The sequence below is a fragment of the Kitasatospora sp. NPDC004531 genome, from assembly GCF_053602195.1.
Window position 1 is genome coordinate 19743 of the sequence record NZ_JBSGDD010000053.1, and the last position, 25189, is coordinate 44931.

Annotated in this window: 18 protein-coding genes; 11 read left to right on the forward strand and 7 right to left on the reverse strand. The window is 73.6% G+C overall.

Annotation, left to right across the window (positions count from 1 at the left end):
- Positions 1–32: 32 nt before the first annotated feature.
- Positions 33–1808, reverse strand: coding sequence for a 3-hydroxyacyl-CoA dehydrogenase family protein (locus ACWEMJ_RS21235; protein ID WP_452138636.1), 1776 nt, complete (start codon positions 1806–1808; stop codon positions 33–35).
- 368 nt (positions 1809–2176) lie between these two features.
- Here ACWEMJ_RS21235 and ACWEMJ_RS21240 point away from each other — a divergent pair, with 368 nt between their 5' ends.
- A complete protein-coding gene (locus ACWEMJ_RS21240; RefSeq protein WP_452138637.1) occupies positions 2177–2743 on the forward strand; it encodes a Uma2 family endonuclease in 567 nt (188 codons plus the stop codon).
- A 60-nt stretch (positions 2744–2803) separates the two neighbouring features.
- Here the strand turns inward: ACWEMJ_RS21240 and ACWEMJ_RS21245 are convergent, their stop codons facing one another.
- On the reverse strand, positions 2804–4291 hold the full coding sequence (locus tag ACWEMJ_RS21245) for an MFS transporter (protein ID WP_452138638.1): 1488 nt from the start codon (positions 4289–4291) through the stop codon (positions 2804–2806).
- A 165-nt stretch (positions 4292–4456) separates the two neighbouring features.
- Entirely contained in the window at positions 4457–5089 is a 633-nt protein-coding gene (locus ACWEMJ_RS21250) for a TetR/AcrR family transcriptional regulator (protein ID WP_452138639.1), read from the reverse strand.
- A 196-nt stretch (positions 5090–5285) separates the two neighbouring features.
- Between ACWEMJ_RS21250 and ACWEMJ_RS21255 the strand changes: the two genes are divergently transcribed.
- Complete coding sequence (locus ACWEMJ_RS21255) at positions 5286–6596, forward strand: glutamine synthetase (RefSeq protein ID WP_452138640.1); 1311 nt, start codon at positions 5286–5288, stop codon at positions 6594–6596.
- A gap of 22 nt (positions 6597–6618) precedes the next feature.
- On the opposite strand, the gene ACWEMJ_RS21260 is transcribed toward ACWEMJ_RS21255, so the two are convergent.
- From ACWEMJ_RS21260 to ACWEMJ_RS21270, 3 genes are all read right to left on the reverse strand, one after another.
- Positions 6619–7818 (reverse strand): hypothetical protein, encoded by a 1200-nt coding sequence (locus tag ACWEMJ_RS21260; RefSeq protein ID WP_452138641.1) that lies wholly within the window; start codon positions 7816–7818, stop codon positions 6619–6621.
- Positions 7819–7874: 56 nt separating this feature from the next.
- Positions 7875–8414, reverse strand: coding sequence for a SigE family RNA polymerase sigma factor (locus ACWEMJ_RS21265; protein WP_452138642.1), 540 nt, complete (start codon positions 8412–8414; stop codon positions 7875–7877).
- 444 nt (positions 8415–8858) lie between these two features.
- Positions 8859–9503, reverse strand: coding sequence for a hypothetical protein (locus tag ACWEMJ_RS21270; RefSeq protein ID WP_452138643.1), 645 nt, complete (start codon positions 9501–9503; stop codon positions 8859–8861).
- A gap of 383 nt (positions 9504–9886) precedes the next feature.
- On the opposite strand from ACWEMJ_RS21270, the gene ACWEMJ_RS21275 reads away from it, so the two are divergent.
- Positions 9887–12796, forward strand: coding sequence for a glycoside hydrolase family 48 protein (locus ACWEMJ_RS21275; RefSeq protein WP_452138644.1), 2910 nt, complete (start codon positions 9887–9889; stop codon positions 12794–12796).
- 193 nt (positions 12797–12989) lie between these two features.
- Positions 12990–14483, forward strand: coding sequence for a S8 family peptidase (locus ACWEMJ_RS21280; RefSeq protein WP_452138645.1), 1494 nt, complete (start codon positions 12990–12992; stop codon positions 14481–14483).
- A gap of 1251 nt (positions 14484–15734) precedes the next feature.
- On the opposite strand, the gene ACWEMJ_RS21285 is transcribed toward ACWEMJ_RS21280, so the two are convergent.
- Entirely contained in the window at positions 15735–16634 is a 900-nt protein-coding gene (locus ACWEMJ_RS21285) for a HipA family kinase (protein ID WP_452138646.1), read from the reverse strand.
- Positions 16635–16739: 105 nt separating this feature from the next.
- Between ACWEMJ_RS21285 and ACWEMJ_RS21290 the strand changes: the two genes are divergently transcribed.
- From ACWEMJ_RS21290 to ACWEMJ_RS21320, 7 genes are all read left to right on the forward strand, one after another.
- Positions 16740–17180, forward strand: coding sequence for an SRPBCC family protein (locus ACWEMJ_RS21290; RefSeq protein ID WP_452138647.1), 441 nt, complete (start codon positions 16740–16742; stop codon positions 17178–17180).
- A 121-nt stretch (positions 17181–17301) separates the two neighbouring features.
- The gene (locus ACWEMJ_RS21295) at positions 17302–18465 is read left to right on the forward strand and encodes a glycosyltransferase (RefSeq protein ID WP_452138648.1); all 1164 of its coding nucleotides are present in this window, start codon (positions 17302–17304) and stop codon (positions 18463–18465) included.
- A 234-nt stretch (positions 18466–18699) separates the two neighbouring features.
- Positions 18700–20205 carry a sugar transferase gene (locus tag ACWEMJ_RS21300; protein ID WP_452138649.1) on the forward strand — a complete coding sequence of 502 codons (1506 nt, stop codon included), beginning with the start codon at positions 18700–18702 and terminating at the stop codon, positions 20203–20205.
- Positions 20206–20211: 6 nt separating this feature from the next.
- Positions 20212–21543, forward strand: a complete 1332-nt coding sequence (locus tag ACWEMJ_RS21305; RefSeq protein WP_452138650.1) for an O-antigen ligase family protein — start codon at positions 20212–20214, stop codon at positions 21541–21543.
- Positions 21540–23255: a lipid II flippase MurJ gene (locus ACWEMJ_RS21310; RefSeq protein WP_452138651.1), complete on the forward strand. Its 1716-nt coding sequence runs from the start codon at positions 21540–21542 to the stop codon at positions 23253–23255. Before ACWEMJ_RS21305 ends, ACWEMJ_RS21310 begins: the two co-directional genes overlap by 4 nt.
- The gene (locus ACWEMJ_RS21315; protein ID WP_452138652.1) at positions 23245–24033 is read left to right on the forward strand and encodes a polysaccharide deacetylase family protein; all 789 of its coding nucleotides are present in this window, start codon (positions 23245–23247) and stop codon (positions 24031–24033) included. Before ACWEMJ_RS21310 ends, ACWEMJ_RS21315 begins: the two co-directional genes overlap by 11 nt.
- Positions 24030–25181: a glycosyltransferase gene (locus ACWEMJ_RS21320; protein ID WP_452138653.1), complete on the forward strand. Its 1152-nt coding sequence runs from the start codon at positions 24030–24032 to the stop codon at positions 25179–25181. The genes ACWEMJ_RS21315 and ACWEMJ_RS21320 overlap by 4 nt, the downstream gene beginning before the upstream one ends.
- The last annotated feature ends 8 nt before the right edge of the window (positions 25182–25189 follow it).

Genomic DNA, 25189 nt, shown 5'->3' on the forward strand with positions numbered 1-25189 from the left:
ACGGGGGCCCGGCGAGGACGCCGGACGGCCGGTCATCGCCGTGCGTGGTCGCGGAAACCGCGACCGGTCTTGCGGCCCAGACAACCCGCCGCCACCAGGTGCTCCAACAGCGGCGCCGCCGCCAGGCCCGGCTCCCGGAACTCCTGGTGCAGCACCTTCTCGATGGTCAGCGACACGTCCAGGCCCACCACGTCCAGCAGCTCGAACGGGCCCATCGGGTAGCCGCAGCCCAGCTTCATCGCGGTGTCGATGTCGTCCACCGTCGCGTAGTGCTCCTCCAGCATCCGCACCGCGTCGTTCAGGTACGGGAAGAGCAGCGCGTTCACGATGAAACCGGCCCGGTCGCCGCACTCCACCGGGTGCTTCTTCACCGTGCCGCACAGCTCCAGCACGGTGGCCGTGACGTCCTCGGCGGTCAGTACCGTGGAGACCACCTCCACCAGCTTCATGGCCGGCGCCGGGTTGAAGAAGTGCATGCCGATCACGTCCTGCGGACGGGAGGTCGCCGTCGCGCAGGAGATCACCGGCAGCGAGGAGGTGGTGGTCGCCAGCACCGCACCCGGCTTGACGATCTTGTCCAGGGTGGCGAACAGCTCGCGCTTCACCGCGAGGTCCTCCGCCACGGCCTCCACCACCAGGTCGACGTCCGCCAGCTCCTGGTAGTCGGACACCGGCGTGACCAGCGCCAACGCCTCGTCCCTGGCCTGCTCGGACAGCCGGCCCCGGGAGACCGAACGCTCCAGCGACTTCGCCAGCTGCGCCTTCGCCCGCTCCGCCTTCTCCTGGCTGCGGGCCGCCAGCAGCACCGGGAAGCCCGCCTTCGCGAACACCTCCACGATGCCGGTCGCCATCGTCCCGCTGCCGCACACCCCGACGCCGCGCACCTCGCGGCCGGCCGGGCGGGCCGCGGCCTCCTCGGTGCTCTCGGCGACCGGCCTGGACGAGCCCGGGGCCTCGTAGGTGTAGAAGCCGCGGCCCGACTTGCGGCCCAACAGGCCCGCCGCGACCAGCTGTCCGAGGATCGGCGCCGGGGCGTGCAGGCGGTCGCGGGACTGCTCGTACATCGCCTCCAGCACCGTGCGGGCGGTGTCGACGCCGATCAGGTCCAGCAGCGCCAGCGGGCCCATCGGCAGGCCGCAGCCCAGCCGCATCGCCGCGTCGATGTCCTCCCGGGTGGCGTACCGGGACTCGAACATCGCCGCCGCCTGGTTCAGGTACGCGAACAGCAGGCCGTTGGCGATGAAGCCCGCCCGGTCGCCGGCCGCGACCGGCTCCTTGCCGAGGTCGCGCGCCAACTCGGCGACCTGCTCGGCCGCCTGAGGCGACGTCAGCACGGTGCGGACCACCTCGACCAGCTTCATCGAGTGCACCGGGTTGAAGAAGTGCACCCCCAGCACCCGCTCCGGGCGGGAGGTGGCCGCCGCGATCCGGGTCACGCTCAGCGCCGTCGTGCCGGTCGCCAGCACCGTCTCCGGCGGGCAGATCCGGTCCAACTCGGCGAACAGGCCGCGCTTGAGCTCCAGGTCCTCCGGGACCTCCTCGATCACCAGCTCCGCCCGCGCCGCCGCCGAGAGGTCGTCGCCGACCTCGATCAGCGCGAGCAGCTCGGCGCGCTCCTGCTCCGTCAACCGCTCACGGGCCACCGCCCGGCCGGTCGCCGCCTCGATCCGGGCCAACGCCCGCGCCGCCTGCGCCGGACCGGCCTCCACGCCGATCACCCGCCGACCACTACGGGCCACCGCCACGGCCACCCCGGCACCCATGGTGCCCAGGCCGACGACGGCAACAGTGGGGAAGGGACGCTCCATTGTCCAGACTCCTTGTCATGGGCCCGCGTCGACGGCCCCCGCCACCACCCGGGCAGCCGGGCACGCATGACAGGGGAGGGTGTGCCGCCGGCACGGGAGAAATGAGGGGAACGGAAGAAGAACAGCGGCGACCCCGCGCTACGGACCGGTCCGCTCCGGTTCCGTTCGAGGGTTCAATGCCGTTGGTGCCCAGGCGCTCCGACAGGATCATGAAGCGACGCCGACGCGCACACGAGAGAAGAAACGCAACCCACCGGTGCGGCTCCCGAAGCCCGGCGCTGGCGCGTGCCGACACTGTAGCCCAGCTACTGGCGGGTAGGAAGAGGCAAGTGCGGTACGTACGGCGGTGATTGCTCTACGTTTCCGGCATGACCCGCGAACGTCCGCAGATGCGTCCTGACCAGTTCGAAGCAGTCGCGAAGACGGCCGCGAGACAGGATGTGACGTTCGAGTTCATCGGCGGCGGGCTCCAGGTCCAACCCATGCCCGACGGCGACCACGCCGAGATCGTCATGTGGCTGATGGAGTGCTGCATGGCGCAGCGGCCGGATCTTCGCCTCTACCCGGGGCGGCGCCTGCGGCTGTCCGGTACCTGCCGCACCAGGCCCGACGGCGTGCTCGCCCGCCGGGGCGCGTTCGCCGGCCACGGGGAGTGGTCGGACCCTGCCGAGGTGCTGATGGTGGTCGAGGTGACCTCCTGGGACCCGGATGCGCGCACGTGCGACCGGGAGGAGAAGCCGGCGGCCCACGCCCGGGCCGGCGTCCCGGTGTTCCTCCTGATCGACCGGGCGGACCGGGCTGTCACGGTGTTCAGCGAGCCCGGGGGCGGTCGCTACGGGCGCATCGTGACTGTCGCCAACGGTCGTACCGTGGCTGTGCCGGAGCCGGTGGGCCTCGATCTCGACACGGAGGTTCTGAAGGAATTCGGCCGCTGACACGCGGAACGGCCCCGCCCGGAAGGATCCGGGCGGGGCCGTTCGGCTGTCGTGGTGGGGTCAGTGGGCCATGACCGGGACGGCGTCCTCGATCTCGGCGGTGGAGTCGTGGTGCTCCGGCTTGCCCGCGTTGATCAGGGTGAAGGCGGTGAGGGAGGCCAGGGCCAGGATGCCCACGGCCCACCAGATCGCGGTGGAGTAGGAGTGCACCTGCGCCTGGAGCGCGAACAGCTTCTGGTCGGTGGCGGCGGCCGCGTGGGACTTGGCCCACTCGGTGCCGGCGCTGTGGGCGACGGTGCTGAGCAGGGCGGTGCCGATCGCGCCGCCGACCTGCTGGGAGGTGTTGACCATCGCGGAGGCGACACCGGCGTCGCGCGGCTGCACGCCGTAGGTGGCCAGGCTCATCGCGGGCATGAACGCGGTGCCCATGCCGAGGCCCATCAGCACCAGGCCGGGCAGGATCTGCCAGTACGAGGTGCCGACGTCGATCCGGGTGAGGATCAGCAGGCCGAGCGAGGCGACCAGGAAGCCGGGCGCCATCAGGTACCGGGCGGGGACGCGGGTCATCAGCCGGGCGCCGATCTGGGTGGAGCCGGTGATCATGCCGGCCACCATCGGCAGGAAGGCGACGCCGTTGACCAGCGGCTTGTAGCCCAGCACGCCCTGCATGTAAAGGGTGAGGAAGAGGAACAGGCCGAACATGCCGATCACGGCCATGCCGAGCGAGAGGTAGACGCCGCCGCGGTTGCGGTCGGTGATCACCCGCAGCGGCAGCAGCGGCGCGGAGACCCGGCTCTCGACGAGCGCGAACGCGGCGAGCAGCACGGCGGCGGCGACGAACAGGCCGATGGTGCTGGAGTCGCCCCAGCCGTTGCTCTCGGCGCGGGTGAAGCCGTACACCAGGGAGACCAGGCCGAGGGTGACCAGCAGCACGCCTGGGATGTCGAGGCGGTTGCGGTTGCGGCCAACGGCGGGTTCGGCGATGACCAGGATCGCACCGGCCAGGGCGACCGCCGCGAACGGGATGTTGACGTAGAAGGTCCAGCGCCAGTTCAGGTACTCGGTGAGCGCGCCGCCCAGGATCAGGCCGATCGCACCGCCACCGCCGGCGACGGCGCCGAAGATGCCGAACGCCTTGGCGCGCTCCTTGCCGTCGGTGAACATCACCGCGAGCAGCGACAGCGCGGCGGGCGCGAGCAGCGCGCCGAAGACGCCCTGCAGGGCGCGGGCGCCGAGCAGCATGGCGGTGTTGACGGCGGCGCCGCCGAGCGCGGAGGCCGCGGCGAAGCCGACCAGGCCGACCATGAAGGTCCGGCGACGGCCCCACAGGTCGGCGACCCGGCCGCCGAACAGCAGCAGACCGCCGAAGGCCAGCGCGTAGGCGGTGATCACCCACTGGGTGGTGCTGTCGGCGAAGCCGAGGTCTTCCTTGGCGCGCGGGAGCGCGATGTTCACCACGGTGGCGTCGAGGACGACCATCAGCTGGGCCAGCGCGATGAAGATCAACGCCTTCCAGCGACGTGGGTCCGGCTGGAGGGTTTCGGACATGGAGGTACCCACCTGTGAGTGCGAGAGCGTACAGAACGAGCGGAAACGTGCGGCCGACCCGGTCGGGCGGGCCGCGTGAAGTCGGTGCGCGTGAAGTCGGTGCGCGGTAAGTCGTGTGCGGTAAGTCGTGCGTGCGGTAAAGGAGTTCGGTGCGCGCGAGGAGGCTCAGGCGCGGTGCGTGAGGTCCTCCAGGGTCACGGCGTGGCCGGGCAGCGGGGAGGCGGCGACGGTGCGCAGGCCGTCCAGCAGCAGCTGGAGGTGGCGGTGGACCAGGTGGTCCAGGTTGAGGCAGCCGGTGCCGGGGAGCGGGCGGGTGAGCTGGGACATGGCGACCACGATGTCGCCCGCTCCGACGTCGGTGCGGAGCAGTCCGTCGGCCTGCGCGCGGGCGACCAGGTCTTCGGTGACCTGCTTCATCTCGGCACGGGCGTCGACGAGTTCGGGATCGCACGGGTCGACGGAGTCGGACAGCAGGGAGCACAGCGCGCCGATCCGCTCGTCGGCGGCGGCGTGCACGAAGCGGCTGACCGCGGCGAAGGAGTCGGGCTCCTCGGCGGCGGCCGCGTGCGCGTGCGCCACGACCCGGTCGATGACGGCGAGCGACACCTGCTGGATCAGCGTCCGGCGGTCGGCGAAGTTGCGGTACAGCGTGGCGTTGCCGACGCCGGCCCGGCGGGCGATCTCGTCCAGCGGGGCCATCGCCCCGTACTCGACGAAGGCCTCGCGGGCGGCGGCGACGATGCGCGCGCGGTTGCGGGTGGCGTCCGCACGGCGGGCGGGAGCGGTGGCGGTGGTCATTGGCGTGACGCCCCCTTCGTGCGGTGGAGAGCGGGGAGTGAGTCCCCGTTTCGGTCTGGACAGAGGTTCAAACGGGGAGTTGGTCCCCGGAATTTCGTCATTTCATGTGACCTGCGTCACTTTCAGGTTTCCACGGACGGGTGAGCTGTCGGCCGAGTCGTCCGGCCGCCGCATCGCCGCAGGCCAGCATGGGCGCATGAGCACCGTGAAGCCGCGCGCCGAGCGCGCCGCCGAGGCCCGGTTGGCCGCCACCAGGATCGAGGCCGAGGGCGTCGACGGGGTGATCGTCGGCTGGGTCGACAACTCCGGCGTCACCCGGGTCAAGTCCGTGCCCGTCCGCGGCCTGGAGAGTGCCGCCCGCTGGGGCGTCGGCGCCGCGCCGTGCTTCGACGCCATCCTGGTCGACGACTCGCTCGCCCCCGCCGCCGGCCCGGTCGGCGACCTGCGGCTGGTCCCCGACCTGGCCGCGCTGCGCCGGCTCGCCGCCCAGCCCGGCTGGGCCTGGGCCCCCGGCGACCGCTGGACCCAGCAGGGCGAGCCGCACCCCGGCTGCCAGCGGCAGTTCGCCCGCCGCACCGCCGAGGCGCTCGCCGAACGCGGCATCGCCGTGCAGGCCGGCATCGAGGTCGAGTGGATCGTCGAGGGCGGCGAGAGCGGCCCCGCGTACGGCATGCGCCGCCTGATCGACCACAGCGACTACCTGCGCGACCTGCTGCGCACCCTGCGCGAGCAGAAGCTGACCGTCCTCCAGCTCCACCCCGAGTACGCCGCCGGGCAGTTCGAACTCTCGCTCGCCCCCGGCGGGCCCGTCGAGGCCGCCGACACCGCCATGCTGGTCCGGCACACCGTGCTGGCCGTCTCCCGGCAGCACGGCCTGCGCGCCAGCTTCGCACCCGTCACCGCCCCCGACGGCGTCGGCAACGGCGGCCACCTGCACCTGAGCCTGTGGCGTGACGGCCAGAACCTCGGCCACGGCGGCAGCGGCCCGCACGGCCTCACCCGGGAGATGGAGGCCTTCCTCGCCGGGGTGCTCGCGGAACTGCCCGCCCTGCTCGCCCTCGGCGCCCCGGCCGTCGCCAGCTACCTGCGGCTGGTCCCCGACCACTGGTCCGGCCCGTACCGCTGCTGGGGCCTGGAGAACCGGGAGGCCGCCCTCCGCCTGATCACCGGCTCCGCCCCCGAGCAGGCCAACGCCGAGATCAAGTGCTTCGACGCCGCCGCCAACCCCTACCTCGCCGTCGGCGGCGTCCTCGCCGCCGGCCTGGCCGGCCTCGGCGCCGCCCTCCACCTCCCCGCCGAGACCGCCGGCAACCCCGACGGCATCGCCGAACGCCTCCCCGCCACCCTCGGCCAGGCCACGGACGCCCTGCGCAAGTCCGAAGTCCTGCGCGCCGCGCTGGGGGAGTCGCTGTGGCAGTCGGTGATCGACGTCCGCGAGGCGGAGATCGCACGGTTCGCGGAGCTCGCCCCGGCGGAGATCATCGAGGCGGTCCGTTACCGGTACTGACCCGCCGCCCGGTGTGGGCCTGTCACCTGCGCGGCACCGTCCAGCCCGGGCAGGAGGCGATCGCGGTCAGTCGGTCGAGCGTCAGCAGCGGTTCACGGCCCGCGTCCGGATGGCCGGTGCCCGCCGGGTTGACCGCCGTCACCCGGATCCGGCGGCCGTCGGGGCGCAGCAGGTCCACCACCGACTCGGTGGAGCCCTGGGAGCCCGGAACCGGACGGTCGGCGACGCTGCGGACGCGGCTGCCGTCCGGCAGCTCCGGGGCGTCCGCGAACCAGGCCTGGGCCGATTCCTCGGCCTGCTCCTCCTGGTACCGCAGCACGACCGTCCGGTTGCCGTCGGCGAGCGTCACCGTCTGCTCCGGGCCGGTGGTGACGGCGACCACCTTCAGGTCGGGCGGCAGCAGATCGGGCCGCTGCACCGGGGTGTCGGCCGAGTACTTCGGCAGCGTCCGGCGCACCGACGCCTCGAAGGTGCGCCAGCCGGGGTCGGTGACCAGCGCCCTCAGCTGGGCGATGTCCAGCAGCGGCGCCGGCCTGGTCCACTCGCCGGTCTTCCGCCCGAAGTTGTACGAAATGGCGATGACCTTCATCCCGTCCGGGGTGACCCAGGTGATCCCGTTGTGCCGGTTCGGGTCCTTGCCTCCCGAGCTGTACTCCACGATCGACACCGCGCTGCCGTCCGGTCGGACCTCCCCCCGGCACTCCGCGTCCGGGACGATCTCCGGCGCCGTGCACGGCTGGGGCCAGCCCTCGTCCACCTGGGAGACGGTCACCGCCAGCAGGCTCTCCCCGCCGCCGTCGTCCAGGGTCATTTCCGCCCACGCGCGGGTCGACGGGATCGCGGCGGAGCCGGCCGTCGAACCGTCCGAGCGCACGATCCGCACGCCCGGCGGCAGCCGCTCCGCCACCGCCGACACCATGTGCGCCTCCTGCGGGATCAGCGCACCGGCGGGCGTGGCGCTCGCGGACGGCGGAGCGACGGCGGGCGCGGCCGGGCCGATGCCGTCCGTGCTCAGCACCGTCGGCAGGACGCCGGCGGTCACCCCGCACGCGGCCACCACCGCGACGGACGCCACCAGCGTCAGCCGCCGACGCTGCCGGCGCCGGCCCCGGTCCGCGCCGCCGAGAACCAGCAGCGGAGCGTCCGCGACGAAACTCTCACCGGTCTCGCGGAAGACCCGGCCCAGCCGGTCCTCGAAGTCTTGCTCGGGCAGTGCGGGCATGCGTGATCACCGTCTCCGGGAACGAAAGGAAAGTACAGAAGGCAGTGCCGGGGGCGTCAGCGCGCGGCAAGATCGGTCAGGCCGTCACCCAGCAGCACCCGCAACCGGGCCAGCGCCCGGGACGTCTGGGACCGGACCGCACCCGGACGACAGCGCAGGATCTCCGCCGTCTCCTCGACGCTGACGTCCTCCCAGTAGCGCAGCACCAGCACCGCACGGTCACGCGGCGCGAGCTCGCCCAACGCCTGGAGCAGCGTCATCCGCAAGGTGCTGTCGCCGCCGTCCGGGCCCGGCAGATCAGGAAGCTCGGCGACCGGACGCTCACCCGAACTGCGCCGCCGATGATGGTCGATGAACTGCCGGTACAGCACCCCCTGCGCGTACCCCGCCGGATTCTCTATCGCCCGACCGCCGAACAACCGCCCCGGTCGCCGCCACACCAGGTACATCCGACTCAGCGTCTCCTGCACCAGGTCCTCGGCCAGATGGGTGTCACCACCCGTCAGCAGACACGCCGACCGGTACAACGGCCCCGACCGATTGGCCGCGAACTCCGCGTACTCCGCGTCCCCGCCCCGCGCTGCTGCTCCCGCCACGTTCGCTGTTCTCCCCGGACTCCGTGCCTCGTCACCCATCAGACGCACCAGGGTGCCGCGGATGTCACGGGGCAACAGCAGAATTCTTTTCCCGCCCCCCGCCCGCCAGGCGCCCGCACCGACACCGCCGCACCGCGGGCCGGACCCCGACAAGGAGAACGGGCACGCGCCGGCCTGCGACGAACAGCCTGTCGAAGCCGCTGCCGCCCGCCCGTCCGCCCGGCGATCGCTGCGACCGCGGTGCGCGTGGCGGGCCGCGGCGCTTCCGGTGGTTCGCCCGCAGCCCAGTGGCACGATCCGGTCCACAGCGAGCCCCGCAGGGCCCGCACCGCCGTCGGCTGCCCGGGCGCAGTCCGCCTTTGCCCGGCGGACGTTCAGCGGGCGGGGCGCGGCTGCCCGCAGGGCGCTGTCGGGTGCGCCGGTTCCCCTCCGCCCCGCGAGGCCTCAGCGTTGGGGGCGTTCGCCCGCGCCGCGGCAGAACGGGCAGGCGCGGCTGCCCAGGCAGTCGCCGCAGCGGGCCTGGCCTTCGGTGCGGCCGCCCCAGGTGATGCCGCCCATGGTCCAGCCGCGGCCCCAGCAGCGTTCGCACCAGCCGAGGCCCTCGCATTCGGGGCAGAGTTCGTAGCCGGGGCGGACGTCCTCGGGGGCGAGCAGCGGTTCGGGGCGGACGAAGACCTCCGGGAGGTGCAGCGCAGCCGGTTCGAGGTCGGCGCGGGCGAGGGTGAGGCCGCGCTGCGGGTGGAGGTGCAGGCGGAGCGTCATGCCGTCGCGCCAGGCGTGCAGGACGGTCGAGCCGGATCCGGTGCGCTCGGCCGTCGTCTCCCAGCCGGCCAGCGCGGCCCGGGCGCGGTCCGGCAGGTCGGGGCCGGCCGGCGTGCGGTCGAAGGCGACCTGGCGGTGGTAGCCGAAGGACAGCGGGTTGCCGAAGGCCGTGATCTCCGGGTGCTCCGGCGGTGCCTGCCCGGGTGCCAGCGCCGCCAGCAGCGCCGCGAACTCCGCGAACAGCCGCTCGCCGCGCCGCCGCAGCTCCTCCCGCGCGCCGGGTATCTCCTCGCCCGCCATCCGCCCCTCGCTTCCACGTGTGGTCAACTGGCCGGAGGCGTCCGGATGTTGCTCGGTGCGCGCCGGGCGGAGCCGATTCTAGGCACCGGGGCGCCGTCGGGGACAGACGGAAATCCGGCGGGCGACCGGAGCGGCAGCCTTTCAACGATGGCCCCCGCCGGACGCCCCGGCGTTCCTCGCCGAGGTCCGCTACTCGGCCGGGGCGCCGGAAAGTTTCAGCCCGCCACTGGGCCCGCCAACCCGGCCGATTGGGTGCGCTCCCACAGCAGATCTCCCAACGAGGGTCACCCGCAGGGGAGTTGAATCCACCCCCGGCTGCGCAATCCCTTGACACTCCCCACCGCCCTCCCGATATTTGGGAGCGCTCCCACTCCGGACTCCCTCCACCCACCCCCACCCGAGGAGCCGTCATGCCTCCACCCAGCAACCGGGCCACCGCCTTCAGCGCCGCCCTCCTGCTGCTCACCGCCGGGCTGTCCACCGCCGTGGTGCTGCCCGCGTCCGCCGCCGCCGTGCAGTGCTCGGTCGACTACACCGTCAGCGACTGGGGCAGCGGCTTCACCGCCACCGTGGCGATCAACAACAAGGGCACGGCCGCGCTCAACGGCTGGACGCTCACCTACTCCTACGCCGGCAACCAGACGCTCTCCGGCGCGGGTTGGAGCGGCACCTGGAGCCAGTCCGGCAAGAACGTCAAGGTGGTCAACGCCGACTGGAACGGGACGATCGCGGCGGGCGGCTCGGTCAGCGCGGGCGCCAACTTCGCGTACAGCGGCACCAACGCGGCCCCCACCGCGTTCGCGGTCAACGGCACCGCCTGCGCGGGCGCGCACGCGGCCCCGACCACCACCCTGACCAGCCCGGCGCCGGGTGCCAACTACCAGGCGGGGGCGGCGATCCCGCTCGCCGCGACGGCGAGCGCGGCGGACGGCGCGAGCATCGGCAAGGTCGAGTTCTACGACAACACCACGCTGCTCGGCACCGCCACCACCGCCCCGTACACCTTCAACTGGACGGGCGCGGCGAGCGGCAGCCACTCGATCTACGCCAAGGCGTACGACAGCCTCGGCGCGAGCAGCGAGTCCACCCCGGCGGGCATCACGGTGGCGGCGGGTCCGGCCGTCACGGCCACGCCGGTGACGCTGTCGGTGAACCAGGGCAAGACCGGCAGCTTCACCCTGAAGCTGTCCGCCCAGCCGAGCGCGAACGTCACCGTCACCACCACCCGCACCTCGGGCAACACCGGGCTGTCGGTCAGCTCCGGCGGGACGCTGACCTTCACGCCGAGCAACTGGTCGACCGCGCAGACCGTCACGCTGACCGCCGACGCCTCGTCCACCGGCTCGGCGACGTTCACCTCCGCCGCCACCGGCTACACCTCCTCGGCGGTGACGGTGACCGAGCTGGCCGCCGCGTCCGGGGTGTACAACGACCGGTTCCTGCAGCTGTACAACAAGATCAAGGACCCGGCGAACGGCTACTTCTCGCCCGAGGGCATCCCGTACCACTCGGTGGAGACGCTGCTGGTGGAGGCCCCCGACCAGGGCCACGAGACCACCTCGGAGGCGTACTCGTACCTGCTCTGGCTGGAGGCCCAGTACGGGCGGGTGACCAAGGACTGGTCGAAGTTCAACTCGGCGTGGACGCTCATGGAGACGTACATGATCCCGGGCCACGCCGACCAGCCCACCAACTCGGCGTACAACGCGTCCAAGCCGGCCACCTACGCGCCCGAGCACCCGCTGCCGAGCGACTACCCGTCGACCATGGACTCCGCCGTCACTCCCGGCAACGACCCGATCGCCGCGGAGCTGAAGAGCGCGTACGGCACCGACGACATCTACGGCATGCACTGGCTGCAGGACGTCGACAACGTCTACGGCTACGGCAACGCGCCCGGCAAGTGCGAGGCCGGCCCGACCGACACCGGGCCGTCGTTCATCAACACCTACCAGCGCGGCGCGCAGGAGTCGGTGTGGGAGACCGTCCCGCAGCCGACCTGCGACAAGTTCACCTACGGCGGCAAGAACGGCTACCTGGACCTGTTCATCAAGGACAGCTCCTACGCCAAGCAGTGGAAGTACACCGACGCGCCGGACGCCGACGCCCGCGCCATCCAGGCCGCGTACTGGGCCGACACCTGGGCCAAGGCACAGGGCAACGGCTCGCAGGTGGCGACCACGGTGGCCAAGGCCGGCAAGATGGGCGACTACCTGCGGTACTCGTTCTTCGACAAGTACTTCAAGAAGGTCGGCAACTGCACCGGCCCGACCAGCTGCCCGGCCGGCAACGGCAAGGACTCCGAGCACTACCTGCTGTCCTGGTACTACGCCTGGGGCGGCGCCACCGACACCTCGGCCGGCTGGGCCTGGCGGATCGGCGACAGCGCGGCGCACGGCGGCTACCAGAACCCGATGGCCGCGTACGCGCTGGTCAACGACCCGGCGATGGCCCCGAAGTCCAGCACCGGCAAGGCCGACTGGACCACCTCGATGGGCCGTCAGGTCGAGTTCACCCAGTGGCTGCAGTCCAGCGAGGGCGCCATCGCGGGCGGCGCCACCAACAGCTGGAACGGCAGCTACGACACCCCGCCGGCCGGCACCCCGACCTTCTACGGGATGTTCTACGACGAGGCGCCGGTCTACCACGACCCGCCGTCCAACCAGTGGTTCGGCTTCCAGGCCTGGGGCCTGGAGCGGATGGCCGAGTACTACTTCTCCAGCGGCGACGCCAGGGCCAAGGCCATCCTGGACAAGTGGGTGACCTGGGCGCTGTCGCAGACCACCTTCAACGCCGACGGCAGCTACCGGATCCCGTCCACGCTGTCCTGGAGCGGCAAGCCGGACACCTGGAACGCGAGCTCGCCCGGCGCCAACACCGGCCTGCACGTGAGCGTGGTGGACTACACCAACGACGTCGGCGTGGCGGGCTCGTACGCCAAGCTGCTGTCGTACTACGCGGCCAAGTCCGGCAACACCGCGGCGAAGACCGCCGCGCAGAAGCTGCTGGACGGCATGTGGGCCAACAACCAGGACGCGCTGGGCATCTCGGTGCCGGAGACGCGCACCGACTACAGCCGCTTCAACGACTCGGTGTCGGTGCCGAGCGGTTGGACCGGCACCATGCCCAACGGCGATGCGATCAACAGCAGTTCGACGTTCCTGTCGATCCGCTCCTGGTACCGCAGCGACCCGTCGTTCGCCAAGGTGCAGAGCTACCTGAACGGCGGCGCGGCGCCGACGTTCAGCTACCACCGGTTCTGGGCGCAGGCCGACATCGCCACGGCGATGGCCGCCTACGGTGAGCTGTTCGGCGGCTGACCGGCCGTCGGGGAGCCGCCCCCGAAGCGCGAGTGCCCGGTCCGACCGACAGCGGACCGGGCACTCGCCCGCTCTACGCCGATTGTTTTACTACCTCTTGATTTTTGTCATATGGGATGAATAGTCTCCCGGCCATTCGCGCGCTTTCGATCACCTCGATCGCGTCCGCCGAGACTCGGGAGGGTCAACCCCTATGAGCGTTCCCCGGATCCGCCGCTCCGCACTCCTCGCCGCAGGTCTCGCCCTGATCACGGCCGGCGCCCTCGCCGGACCGGCGGCCGGCGCCGCCTCCGCCGCACCGGCCGCCGACGCCTCGGCCGCCGCCACCGGACAGCCGATGAACTACGTGGTGAACACCAAGGCCAACCACGGCCAGACCAAGAAGGCGGAGCGCGAGATCCAGGCGGCCGGCGGCACCGTGGTCGTGTCCTACGAGCAGATAGGCGTGGTGATCGCCCGCTCCAGCGACCCCGGCTTCGCCGCCAAGCTCCGGAAGTCGAAGACCATCGACTCGGTCGGTGCCAGCCGCACCGCCGGCATCCAGGCCGCCATGGACGTCGAGGCCGGCGTCGAGGAGAGCGCGCCGACCGCCGCCGCCGACGGCAACGAGCCGCTCTGGGCCAACCAGTGGGACATGCGGCAGATCGGCGTCGACCAGGCCCACGCCTCCACCCTCGGCAGCCGCGACGTGGTGGTCGGCGTGCTCGACTCCGGCATCGACGCCGCCCACGAGGACCTCGCCGCCGCCGTCGACCCGTCGCTCTCCGCGTCCTGCCTCAGCGGCCGCGCCGACACCAGCTGGCAGTCCTGGCAGCCCACCAGCAGCAGCCACGGCACCCACGTGGCCGGCACCATCGCCGCCGCGAAGAACGGCAAGGGCATCGAGGGCATCGCCCCCGGCGTTCGGCTGGCCGCGGTCAAGGTGGTCGACAACGGCGGGTTCATCTACCCCGAGTACGCGATCTGCGGCTTCGTCTGGGCCGCCGAGCACCACTTCACGCTCACCAACAACAGCTACTACGTGGACCCGTGGATGTTCAACTGCGCGGGCGACCCCGACCAGGCCGCGGTCAGTGAGTCCGTCCGCCGGGCCGTCGACTACTCCCGCCGGGGCGGCGTGCTGAACGTCGCCGCCGCGGGCAACGAGAACATCGACCTGGCGCACAAGACCGTCGACGTCACCAGCCCCGACGACACCGAGCCGGCCGAGCGGCCGATCGACGCGAGCTGCCTCAGCCTGCCCGCCGAACTGCCCGGCGTCATCTCGGTCTCGGCGATCGGCTCCAAGGGCGACAAGTCCTACTACTCCAGCTACGGCCTGAACAAGGTCACCGTCTCCGCCCCCGGCGGCGACGCCACCGCCTTCCAGGCGCCCGACACCCCCGACCACCGGGGCGGCGTGCTCTCCACCGTCCCCGGCAACAAGTACGCCTACATGTCCGGCACTTCGATGGCCTCCCCCCACGTCGCCGGCGTCCTCGCCCTGCTCGCCTCCACCCACCCCACCGCCGGCCCCGACCAGCTCCGCACCCTCCTCACCCAGCAGGCCGACCCCCACGCCTGCCCCACCGGCGTCTTCAACCCCGGTGGCACCGGCGACTACCAGGCCACCTGCGAAGGCACCCCCGCCAACAACGGCTTCTACGGCGCCGGCATCGTCAACGCCGCCAAGGCCGCCAAGCAGTAACCCCCCCACCACCACCGGGCCTGCGGCACGACACGAGGCCCCGAGCAGCCGGAACGGCCGGCCGACCTGCCGCAGGCCCGGTTCGGTGGTTCGATCACGCCGCTGTGAGCCGGGCCTCGGGCGGTCGGGCCCGGTGCTTTCCCGCACGGGCACGGTCCGTCGGCTTCGTCGCAGGCGCGGTCGGGGGTGCTCGGTTGCCTCCGGCTGTGGGCCCGGGGCGGAGCTTCCGAGGCGGGTGCAGCCGGCAGCAGGCTGCCGGCTCCGCCTCGGTGTGACCGTCCGGGGCCGAGTCGTCGGAGCCGGCAGTCGTGGCGCGCCGGGAGCAGGGGCGTCGCGTGGTCCGGGGCCGGAGGCTCCCCGGCGTCGGCGCAGCGGGTCGAAGCTCCGGTGTGACAGGCCGGGCGTCAGCGGGTCCGGTGCCGCCGGCCGGCCGACGCGTCGCAGGCTCGGGCGCGCCTGTTGCCTGCGGCGGGTCGGTGGCCCCGTCGCAGTGCGGGCCGGGGCCGCTGCCGGCCGGGGCCGATGATTTCCCAGCTGGGCGTCGGTCGTTGGCTTCGCCTCGGCGGCTTCGCCGCAGGCGCAGTCGGCGGTGCCTCGGTTGCCTCCGGCTGTGGGCCCGGGGCGGAGCTACCGACGTGGGTGCAGCTGACGCGCAGGCTGCCGGCTCCGCCTCGGTGTGACCGTCCGGGGCCGAGGCCTTCCGACATCGTCGGAGCCGGCAGTCGTGGCGCGCCGGGAGCAGGGGCGTCGCGTGGTCCGGGGCCGGAGGCTCCCCGGCGTCGGCGCAGCGGGTCGAAGCTCCGGTGTGACAGGCCGGGCGTCAGCGGGTCCGGTGCCGCCGGCCGGCCGACGCGTCGCAGGCTCGGGCGCGCCTGTTGCCTGCGGCGGGTCGGTGGCCCCGTCGCAGTGCGAGCCGGGGCCGCTGCCGGCCGGGTCCGACGATTTCCCAGCTGGGCGCGGTCCGTTGGCCTCGCCGCAGGCGCAGTCGGCGGTGCCTCGGTTGCCTCCGGCTGTGGCCCGGGGCGGAGCTTCCGACGCGGGTGCAGCTGACGCGCAGGCTGTCGGCTCCGTCTCGGCGTGGCCGACCGGGAGACGGTGGTTCCAGCCCCCGGGCCCGAGCCGAGTTCCGCAGCTCGGTCGCGGTGGAGGCCGCCCTCCGCTGTCGGTGGAGCCGGCCGCAGGCCGTTGTGGCCGGCCGGGGGCAGCGGCCCGACGTGCCCGGCTCCCGCCGTGGCCGCGGCCGACCGCAGGTCAGGTTTCGTCGATGTGGCGGGACCAGTCCGATTCGACCGAGGCGAGGCCCGCGCGGTTGGGGACCTGCTTGAGCCAGGCGGGGCGGGCGGCGGTGCGGGCGGCGGCGGCGCGCTCCTCGGCGGCGCGGATCTGTTCGGGGGTGGCGAAGCCTTCCGGGAGCCAGGCGGAGGACTGGGCGACCCGGGCGGCGAGGTGTTCCACGTACGCGGTGCGGACGGCCGCCGGGGAGTCGAAGCCGGGCTCGTCGGCCAGCCAGGCGTCCGGCACCAACTGGGTGATCTCGGCGAGGAGTTCGGGCGTCACCAGGGGTGCGAGCTCGGCGTCGGCGGCGGCCAGGTCGGGGCCGTAGCCGCCGAGGGCGTGACCGCTGAGGTCGTAGCGCTTGTGGACCGAGGCGTGGGCGGAGGACCAGCGGTGGTGGAAGATCAGTCCGGCCCCGTTGTCGATCAGCCAGAGCCGGCCGTGCCAGACCATCAGGTTCGGGTTGTGCACGCTGCGGTCGACGTTGCCGGTCAGCGCGTCCAGCCAGACGATCCGGCCGGCTTCGACGGGGGAGACGTCGATCATGCCGGGCTTGAAGTCCCGGGCGCCGGGCAGCAGGTCCATGCCGAGGTTGCGGCCGGCGCTGGCGTGCAGCAGGTCCTGGATCTCCTGGTCCGGCTCGTCGGCGGCGACCGCCGGGTCGAAGTCGACCAGGACCAGTGGCGGCACCCGCAGGCCGAGCCGCCGGGCCAGTTCGCCGACGATCACCTCGGCCACCAGCGCCTTGACGCCCTGCGCCGCACCGGTGAACTTCACCACGTACGTGCCCAGGTCGTCGGCCTCCACCACCCCCGGCACCGACCCGCCCGCGCGCAGCGGATCGACGTACCGCAGCGCCGTCACCTGTTCCAGCATCCGCCCACCCTAACGCGCGGCCGGTTCCGGTTTGGCGGGGGCAGGCGGCGGTGGTTGGCTTGGCGCCGACGACGTCGAGTGACCGGACCGAGGAGAAGTGAGCAGATGGGCAAGGTGCACGCCACCACCGAGCGGACGTACGGGGCCGGCCCGGCCCGGGTGTACGAGGCGCTGGCCGACTACGCGGTGACCCGGCCGAAGCTGCTGCCCGCGCAGTACAGCGAGTACGAGGTGCGGGCCGGCGGCACGGGCGCGGGCACCCAGGTGCACTGGCGGCTCCAGGCCACCGAGAAGCGGGTCCGCGACTGCCTGTTCACGGTGACGGCGCCGACCCCGGACACCCTGGTGGAGACGGACGCCAACTCCTCGATGGTGATCACCTGGACGGTCGCGGCGGCCGGCGAGCACGGCAGCAAGGTCACCGTCGAGGCGAGCTGGACGGGCGCGACCGGCATCGGCGGCTTCTTCGAGCGCACCTTCGCCCCCAAGGGCCTGAACCGGATCCACGACCAGGTGCTGGCCAACCTGGCGGCCGAGCTCGGCTGAACCGCACACCCATATTCGGACACCCGTACGGCACATCAGCCGTACGGGTGTTCCGTTCCCCCGCACGGGTGAAGCGGACCGGGTGGCGCACGGTCGTCAACCTAGGCTCCGGGCCGTGCAGATGACGATCCTTCATGTCTCCCAACCGGTCGACGGCGGCGTGGCCAGGGTGGTGGTCGACCTGGTGCGCGGGCAGCGCGCGGCCGGCTGCCGGGTCCTGGTGGCCTGTCCGCCCGGCGGCCGGCTCGCCCAGGAGGCCGCCGCCGCCGGCGCCAAGGTCCTGGACTGGCCCGCCGAACGCTCACCCGGGCCGGGCGCCCTCGGCGAGGCCTGGCGGCTGCGCCGGATCCTGCGCCGCGCCGAGCCGGACGTGCTGCACCTGCACAGCGCGAAGGCCGGGCTGGTCGGCCGGCTGGCCGCCCGGGGCGCCGTGCCGACCGTGTTCCAGCCGCACGCCTGGTCCTTCGCCGCTGTCGAGGGCGCCCTCGCCGGCGCGAGCCTGCGCTGGGAGCGGTTCGCCACCCGCTGGTCGCGCACCCTGCTGTGCGTCAGCGAGCAGGAGAAGGCTGACGGCGTGGCGGCCGGGCTGGTCGCGGACTGGCGGGTGGTGCCCAACGGCGTCGACCTGGCGCACTTCGCGGCCGCCGACCCGGCGTCCCGGCGCTCCGCCCGGATGACGCTGGGCCAGGAGCAGTCCGTCCCGCTGGCGGTGTGCGTCGGGCGGCTGTGCCGGCAGAAGGGCCAGGACGTGCTGCTGGACGCCTGGGAGCGGGTGCAGGTCCGGCTGCCGGCGGCCCGGCTGGTGCTGGTGGGCGGCGGCCCGGACGCGGACGCGCTGGCCGGGCGGGTGCGCTCGCTGCCCGACCCGTCCCGGGTGCGCCTGGTGGGCGACGTGGCCGACCCGCGGCTGTGGCTGGCCGCCGCCGACCTGGTGGTGCTGCCCTCGCGCTGGGAGGGGATGGCGCTGGCGCCGCTGGAGGCGATGGCCTGCGGTCGGCCGGTGCTGCTGACCGATGTGGCGGGGGCGCGGGAGTGCGTGCCGCCCGGCGAGCTCGGCCGGTCGGTGGTGCCGCCGGAGAATTCCCGTGCGATGGCCGAACGGCTGGTCGAATTCCTTTCCGATCGGATCGAATGCGAACGGAGTGGGCTGGTGGCCCGTGCACATGTGGCAGATCATCACGATATCCGGCAAGTAATCTCGCAGGTGGCGGCAATTTACCGGACTATTGTTCGGAGCCGGGTGGTCCCCGTGGGCCGCGCATCCCGTGTCCCGCAGCGATTCTGATCGTTTGTCAGGCCGTGATCGCCCGCCCGCGCAGGTGCGGCCTTCTTTCCCGAATGTCCGATTATTAGGCGGGTGGAATGAAATGGCATGTCAACGTCCTGCGTGCGCAATGGCGTTCGGTAATGTCTGATTCTGCCTGCTTCGTCCCCATTTTCCACCGGAGAAATGGCCGACCGCCTTTTCGGCAGCAGGTGCTTACCTGGACGGGTTCACAGCAGGGGAGTTCGTGCGCTGATGAGCATTGACCACGAGAGTGTGCCGAGGTCGGCGGACGTGCTGGCGGGCCTCGGCCACCACCGCCACGGGGCCGGACTGCTCGACCGGCCGAGGTCCCGGGCGCTGCCGCCCCGGGCCGCGGCCGGGGTCGGCCGCCACCGCGGCCGCCTGCACTCCCGGGTCGCCCTGCCGCTCGCGCTCGCCGGCGCCGACACCGCGGCCGTCGCCCTGGCCGCCGCCGCCACCGCCCCGGCCGCCGCCCGCCCGATCGCCACCGCCCTCCTGCTGCTGCCCGCCCTGCTCCCGCTCAACCTGGCCGGCGGCCTCTACCGCAGCCGGCTCAGCCTCTCCGCCCTCGACGAGTTCCCCGCGCTGGCCGCCCGCGCCGCCGTCGCCACCGCCTTCGCCGTCACCGCCGACGCCTGCCTGACCGGCCACTGGACGGATCTCGGCGCGATGGGCCCGATGCGGCTGCTCGCCCTGCTGCTGCTGATGCTCCCGCTCGCCGCCCTCGGCCGCGCCTACGTCCACCACCTCACCCGCCGGGCCCGCCGCCGCCGTCCCAGCCCGGTGCTGATCCTCGGCGCCGGCGAACTCGGCCAGCGGATCGCCGAGGTGCTCACCGCCCGCCCCGAGTACGGCCTGCGGCCGGTCGGCTACCTCGACGCCGACCCGGTGCTGCTGCCCCCCGGCGGCCCGCTGCCGGTGCTCGGCGGCCGCGAGGTGCTCGGCCGGGTGCTGCGCCGCTACCGCATCCACCACGTGCTGGCCACCGGCGGCGCCGCCGACGACGCCGCCACCCTGGCCACCCTGCGGCAGGCCGCCCGCCTCGGCTGCCAGGTCTGGCTGCTGCCCGGCATGCGCGAGTTCGCCTCGGTGCGCGGCGCCGGCGACCACCTGTGGGGCTTCCCCTGTCTGCGCCTGGGCGCCCCCGCGATGCGCCGGCACGGCTGGGTCGTCAAGCGCGCCTTCGACATCGCCGCCGCCGGCCTCGGCCTGCTGCTGATCTCCCCGCTGCTCGCCGTCTGCGCCCTCGCGGTGCGCCGCGAGACCGGCCCGGGCGTGCTGTTCCGCCAGCAGCGCACCGGCCTCGACGGCCGGGTGTTCACCCTGCTGAAGTTCCGCACCCTGCGCCCCAGCAACGAGCACGAGTCCGCCACCCACTGGAACATCGCCCAGGACCACCGGGTGGGCCCGGCCGGCCGGTTCCTGCGCAAGACCTCGCTGGACGAGCTCCCGCAGCTGTGGAACGTCCTGCGCGGCGACATGAGCCTGGTCGGCCCGCGCCCCGAACGCCCCTACTTCGTGATGCGGTTCAGCCAGGCCTACCCGGAGTACGCCGACCGGCACCGCGTCCCGGTCGGGCTCACCGGCCTCGCCCAGGTCAACGGCCTGCGCGGGGACACCTCCATCGAGGACCGGGCCCGCTTCGACAACCGCTACATCGAGGGCTGGAACCTGTGGCAGGACGCCAAGATCCTGCTGCGCACCGCCGCCCTGGTGGTCCGCCCGGACGGGAGCTGACACACCGTGGCCGTCACCCTCCGACTCCCGCTAGCGGCCCGGCGGTTGACCGGCATAGCCGCGCCCCGGCCGAGCCTGCTCGCCGCCGCCACCGTGCTGCTGGTCTGCGTCCCCACCGGGGAGAAGGACGTCGCCGCCGCCGTCCACGTCACCCCCGCCGACCTGGCCTCGCTGGCCCTGGTCGGACTGACCGCCGTCGGGCTGCTGCGCGGCCGGCTGCCCCGGCTCGACCCGGCCGCCGCAGCGCTGCTGGGCGCCGTGGTGCTGGCCGCCGCCGTCGCCACCGTGCACTCCGTCGACCCGGCCGCCAGCCTCACCGGGTTCGTCCGGCTGACGCAGATCTTCGTGCTGGTGCCCGCCGCCGTGCTGCTCGCCGTCCGCGACCGCACCGACCAGCGGCTGGTGCTCGGCGCCTTCGTGCTGGCCGCGCTGATCGAGGGCGCGGTCGGCGCGTTCCAGTACCTGACCCGCACCGGCGCCTCCTACACCGGGCAGCCGATCCGCGCCGTCGGCACCTTCGGCGCGCTCGACATCATGGCGATGTCCGGTGTGGTCTCCTTCGGGCTGCTCGCCGCCCTCGCCCTCGGCCTGGCCGAGCGCGGCCCCGGCGGCAGCCGCCCGCTGCGCCGCGCGATGTGGGCGAGCGCCGCGTTCCTGGCCTTCCCGCTCGCCGTGTCGTTCAGCCGGGGCAGCTGGATCGCCACCGCCGTCGCCGCCACCGTGCTGCTGCTGCGCGCCGACGCCCGGCTGGCCGTCAAGGGCGTGCTGGTCGGCGGGGCCGCCGCCGTGGTGCTGGTCGGCGGCCTCGGCCTCGGCGCGTCCGGCGTCGCCGCACGGATCGGCTCGATCGGCTCGGTCTCCGCCGCCCCCGACCAGTCCGTCTCCGACCGCTACGACCTGTGGGCCACCGCCGGCCGGATCTGGCAGGACCACCCGCTGACCGGGGCCGGCCCCAAGGCGTTCCAGCAGCTGCGCGACAGCCACGCCCCGCTGCGGCTCTCCTCCGGCAGCGACGCCGCCGACGCCACCATCGGCTTCCAGCGCGAACCGCTGCTGTCCCCGCACAACATGTACTTCCTGGTGCTCAGCGAACAGGGCCTGCTGGGCGTCCTCGCCTACCTCGCGCTGTTCCTGACCCTGCTGCTCGGCTGCCTGCGCCGCGCCGCCGGCCCCGGACTGGCCGCCCTCGCCCTGCTCTGCTGGGTGCTCTGGGACTTCCTCTACGCCGACATCGGCGGCACCACCACCGTGCTGACCTCCGTGGTGCTCGGCCTCGCCGCCCGCACCGCACTGCCCGGGCCCGCCCACTGCGACTCCACTGGAGCGAACGGCGCATGACGACCGACCAGCCGGTGGCCCCGGTCACCACGACCGTCCCCGTACCGGCCCCGCGCGCCGACGCCGCGGAGGCCGGCCCCCGCGGCGGCTTCCTCGCCAAGGCCTTCGGCGTGACCGCCCTGCTCAGCGCGGCCGGCTCCGGCCTCGGCCTGCTCCGCGACCTGCTGCTGGCTCGCTACTTCGGCGCCAACCAGGGCACCGACGCGTTCCTGGTCGCCTGGACGGTGCCGGAGACCGCCGCGCCGCTGCTGATCGAGGACGCGATGGCCTTCCTGATGGTCCCGGCCTTCAGCCTGGCCCTGGTGCTGCGCGAGGAACGCCGCCAAGGACCGGACCCGGTACGGCAGTTGACCCGTTCCACGCTGCCGGGGCTGCTGCTCGCGCTGTGCGCGCTGTCCGGCACCGTGGCGCTGTTCGCCCCCCAACTGGTCGAGCTGCTCGCCCCCGGCCTGGCCGACCCCCGGCTCGCCGTCACCTGCACCCGGATCACCGCGGTCACCGTGGTCCCGTTCGGCGTGGCCGGCTACCTGGCCTCCGCGCTGCGCGCCCTGCACGCGTTCACCGCTCCCGCCGTCATCTACGTGATGTACAACCTGGGCATCCTGGCGCTGCTGCTCAGCGGCCACCGGCTGCTCGGCGTGCGCTCCGCCGCGCTCGGCGTGGCCCTCGGCAGCATGCTGATGGCCGGCGTGCTGGTGGTGCCGTTCGTCCGCCGGCTGGACGCCCGCCGCCGGCGCTCCCGGCCGCGCGGCGCCGGGCGCGGACTGGTGCTGATCCCGCTGGCGCTGCTGCCGGTGGCCGCGTTCTCGCTGACCCGGCAGTCCCAGGTGTTCATCGAGCGCTACCTCGGCTCGGCGCTGCCGCCCGGCACCATCTCGCACCTCAACTACGCCGCCAAAGTCAGCCAGTTGGCAATGACCTCGGCGATCCTGATCGTCACCGTGACCTTCCCCGTGGTGGCCCGCGCGATGGCCTCCGGCGACCTCACCGCCGCCCGCGACCGGGTCGAGAAGGACCTCGGCCAGGCCGCCGCCCTGGTCCTGCTCGGCACCGCCTTCCTGCTGGCCTGCGCACCCGCCGTGGTGGCGCTGCTGTTCCAGCGCGGCGCGTTCGGTCCCGCCGACACCGAGGCCACCGCCGCCGTCATCCGGGTGTACAGCTTCGGCCTGCCCGCCCAGGCGATGATCGGCGTGATGGTCCGGCCGTACTTCTGCGTCCGCCCGGTGGTGCGGCGCGCCGACGCCCCGCGCGCCGAGGGCGACCGGACCACCTGGCTGGACTGGTACCCGGTCGGCGCGATGACGCTCGGACTGGTCGTCACCTTCACCCTCGGCGTCACCCTCACACCGCAGTTCGGCGCCCCCGGCCTGGCCGCCGGCAACGCCGTCGGGATCACCTTCACCGCGGCGCTGCTGATGCGCGGCCTGATGCTGCGCGGCGTCGCGCTGCGCCTCGGTCGGGTGCTCGGCGGGCAGGCCCGGCTGCTGGCGGCCGCGATCGCCGCCGCCGCGATCGGCTCGCTCGCCATCCGGGCGGCCGCCGCGCCGCTGACCGCCGCCCTGCTCGGCGGCGCCACCGTCCTGCTGGTCTTCGCGGCCCTCGGCGCGCTGTTCGGCGTCCCCGAGGTCCGCGGGCCGGTCCTGGCGATCCTCGCCCGGGCCCGGCGACCGCACGCCCCCGCACCCGCCGAAGGGAAGCCGCATGGCCGTTGAAACCTGTCTTCCGACGCAGGCGCTCGCGCCCCGGCTCGCACCCTGGATCCTGATGTACCACTCGGTCGCCGAGGAGGACGAGGACCCGTACCAACTCACCGTCAGCCCGGAACGTTTCGCCGAACAGATGGACTGGCTGCGCCGCTCCGGCCGGCGCGGCGTCAGCGTCCGCGAACTGCTCGACGCCCAGCAGCGCGGCCGCGAGTCCCGGCTGGTCGGCCTGACCTTCGACGACGGCTACGCCGACTTCGCCCGGCACGCCGTCCCGGTGCTGCGCGAGTACGGCTTCACCGCCACCGCCTACGTGATGCCCGACCTGCTCGGCGCCGCCAACCACTGGGACAGCGAAGGCCCCCGCAAGAAGCTGCTCACCGTCGAACAGGTCACCGAACTCGCCTCGTCCGGCTGGGAGATCGGCTCGCACGGACTCGGCCACCAGGCGCTGTCCGGCCTTGCGCCCGCCGCGCTGGAACGCCAGACCAAGGAGAGCCGGCGCAAGCTGGAAGACCTGGTCGGCGGCCCCGTCACCGGCTTCTGCTACCCGTACGGCTCCGTCGACCTGCCCGCCACCCGGGCCGTCCGGGACGCCGGCTACGACTACGCCTGCGCCATCGCCCACTCCTCGCTGACCGGCCGGCACGCCCTGCCGCGCTGCTACGTCGGCGACCGCGACGGCGCCTGGCGGCTGCGCGCCAAGCACAGCCGGCACCGCTGGCGCGAGGCCGTCACCGGGCTGCGCTGGGCCCCGCCGAAGGCCGCCGCGGGGGAGCGGCGGTGAGAGTCCTGCACGTGGTCACCGGCCTGCACGCGGGTGGCGCGGAACGCCAACTCGCCCTACTGCTGCGGCACTTGCCGGACGACCAGCAGCACGAGGTGGCCACCTTGACCAACCCCGGCACGGTGGCCCGCGAACTGCGCGCCGACGGCTTCACCGTCCACCACCTCGGCATGCGCGGCAACCGCGACCTCGGCGTGCTGCCCCGCCTTGTCCGGCTGATCCGCACCGGCCGCTACGACCTGGTCCACACCCACCTGTACCGGGCCATGCTGTACGGCCGGCTGGCCGCCCGGCTGGCCGGGGTGCGGACGGTGCTCGCCACCGAGCACTCGCTGCAGGCCGGGGTGATCGAGGGCCGGCCCACCACCCCCGGCGTCAGGGCGCTGTACCTGGCCGCCGAACGGCTCGGCGCCACCACCCTGGCGGTCTCCGGCCAGGTCGCCGCCACCCTCGACGCCTGGGGCGTCCCCGCGCACCGCGTCCGGCTGCTGCCGAACGGCGTGGACGCCGCCCGGTACCGCTTCGGGCCCGCCGAACGCACCGCCCACCGCACCCGCCTGCGCGCCGAACTCGGCCTGCCCGCCGACGGGTTCGTGATCGGCGCGGTCGGCCGACTGGTCCCCGGCAAGCGCTTCCACGTCCCGCTGGAGGCGCTCCCCGCGCTCCCGGCGGACACCCGGCTGCTGCTGGTCGGCGAGGGCCCCGAACGGGACGCGCTCACCGCCCGCGCCGACCGGCTCGGCGTCCGCGACCGGCTGGTGCTGACCGGCGAACGCGACGACGTGCCCGAACTGCTCACCGCCATGGACGCCCTGGTCTCCCCGTCCCGCGCGGAGACCTTCGGCCTCGCCGCCCTCGAAGGCCTGGCCGCCGGGCTGCCGCTGCTGCACTCCGCCTGCCCCGCACTCGCCGAACTGCCCGCCGACGCCGCCCCGCACGCCCGCCTGGTGCCCTCCGAACCCGACTGCTACGCACGGGAGTTGACCGCCCTGGCCAGCGCGCCGCCCGGCCCGCTCCCGGTGCCGCCCGCCGTCGCGCACTACGACATCACCCGGATCGCCGCCGAACTGGCCGCCCTCTACCGGGAGTCGGCCGGCGCCCTGCCCGCACCGCGGCAGCCCGCCCGGCGACGCGCCGGCGCCCACTGACCCCCGCC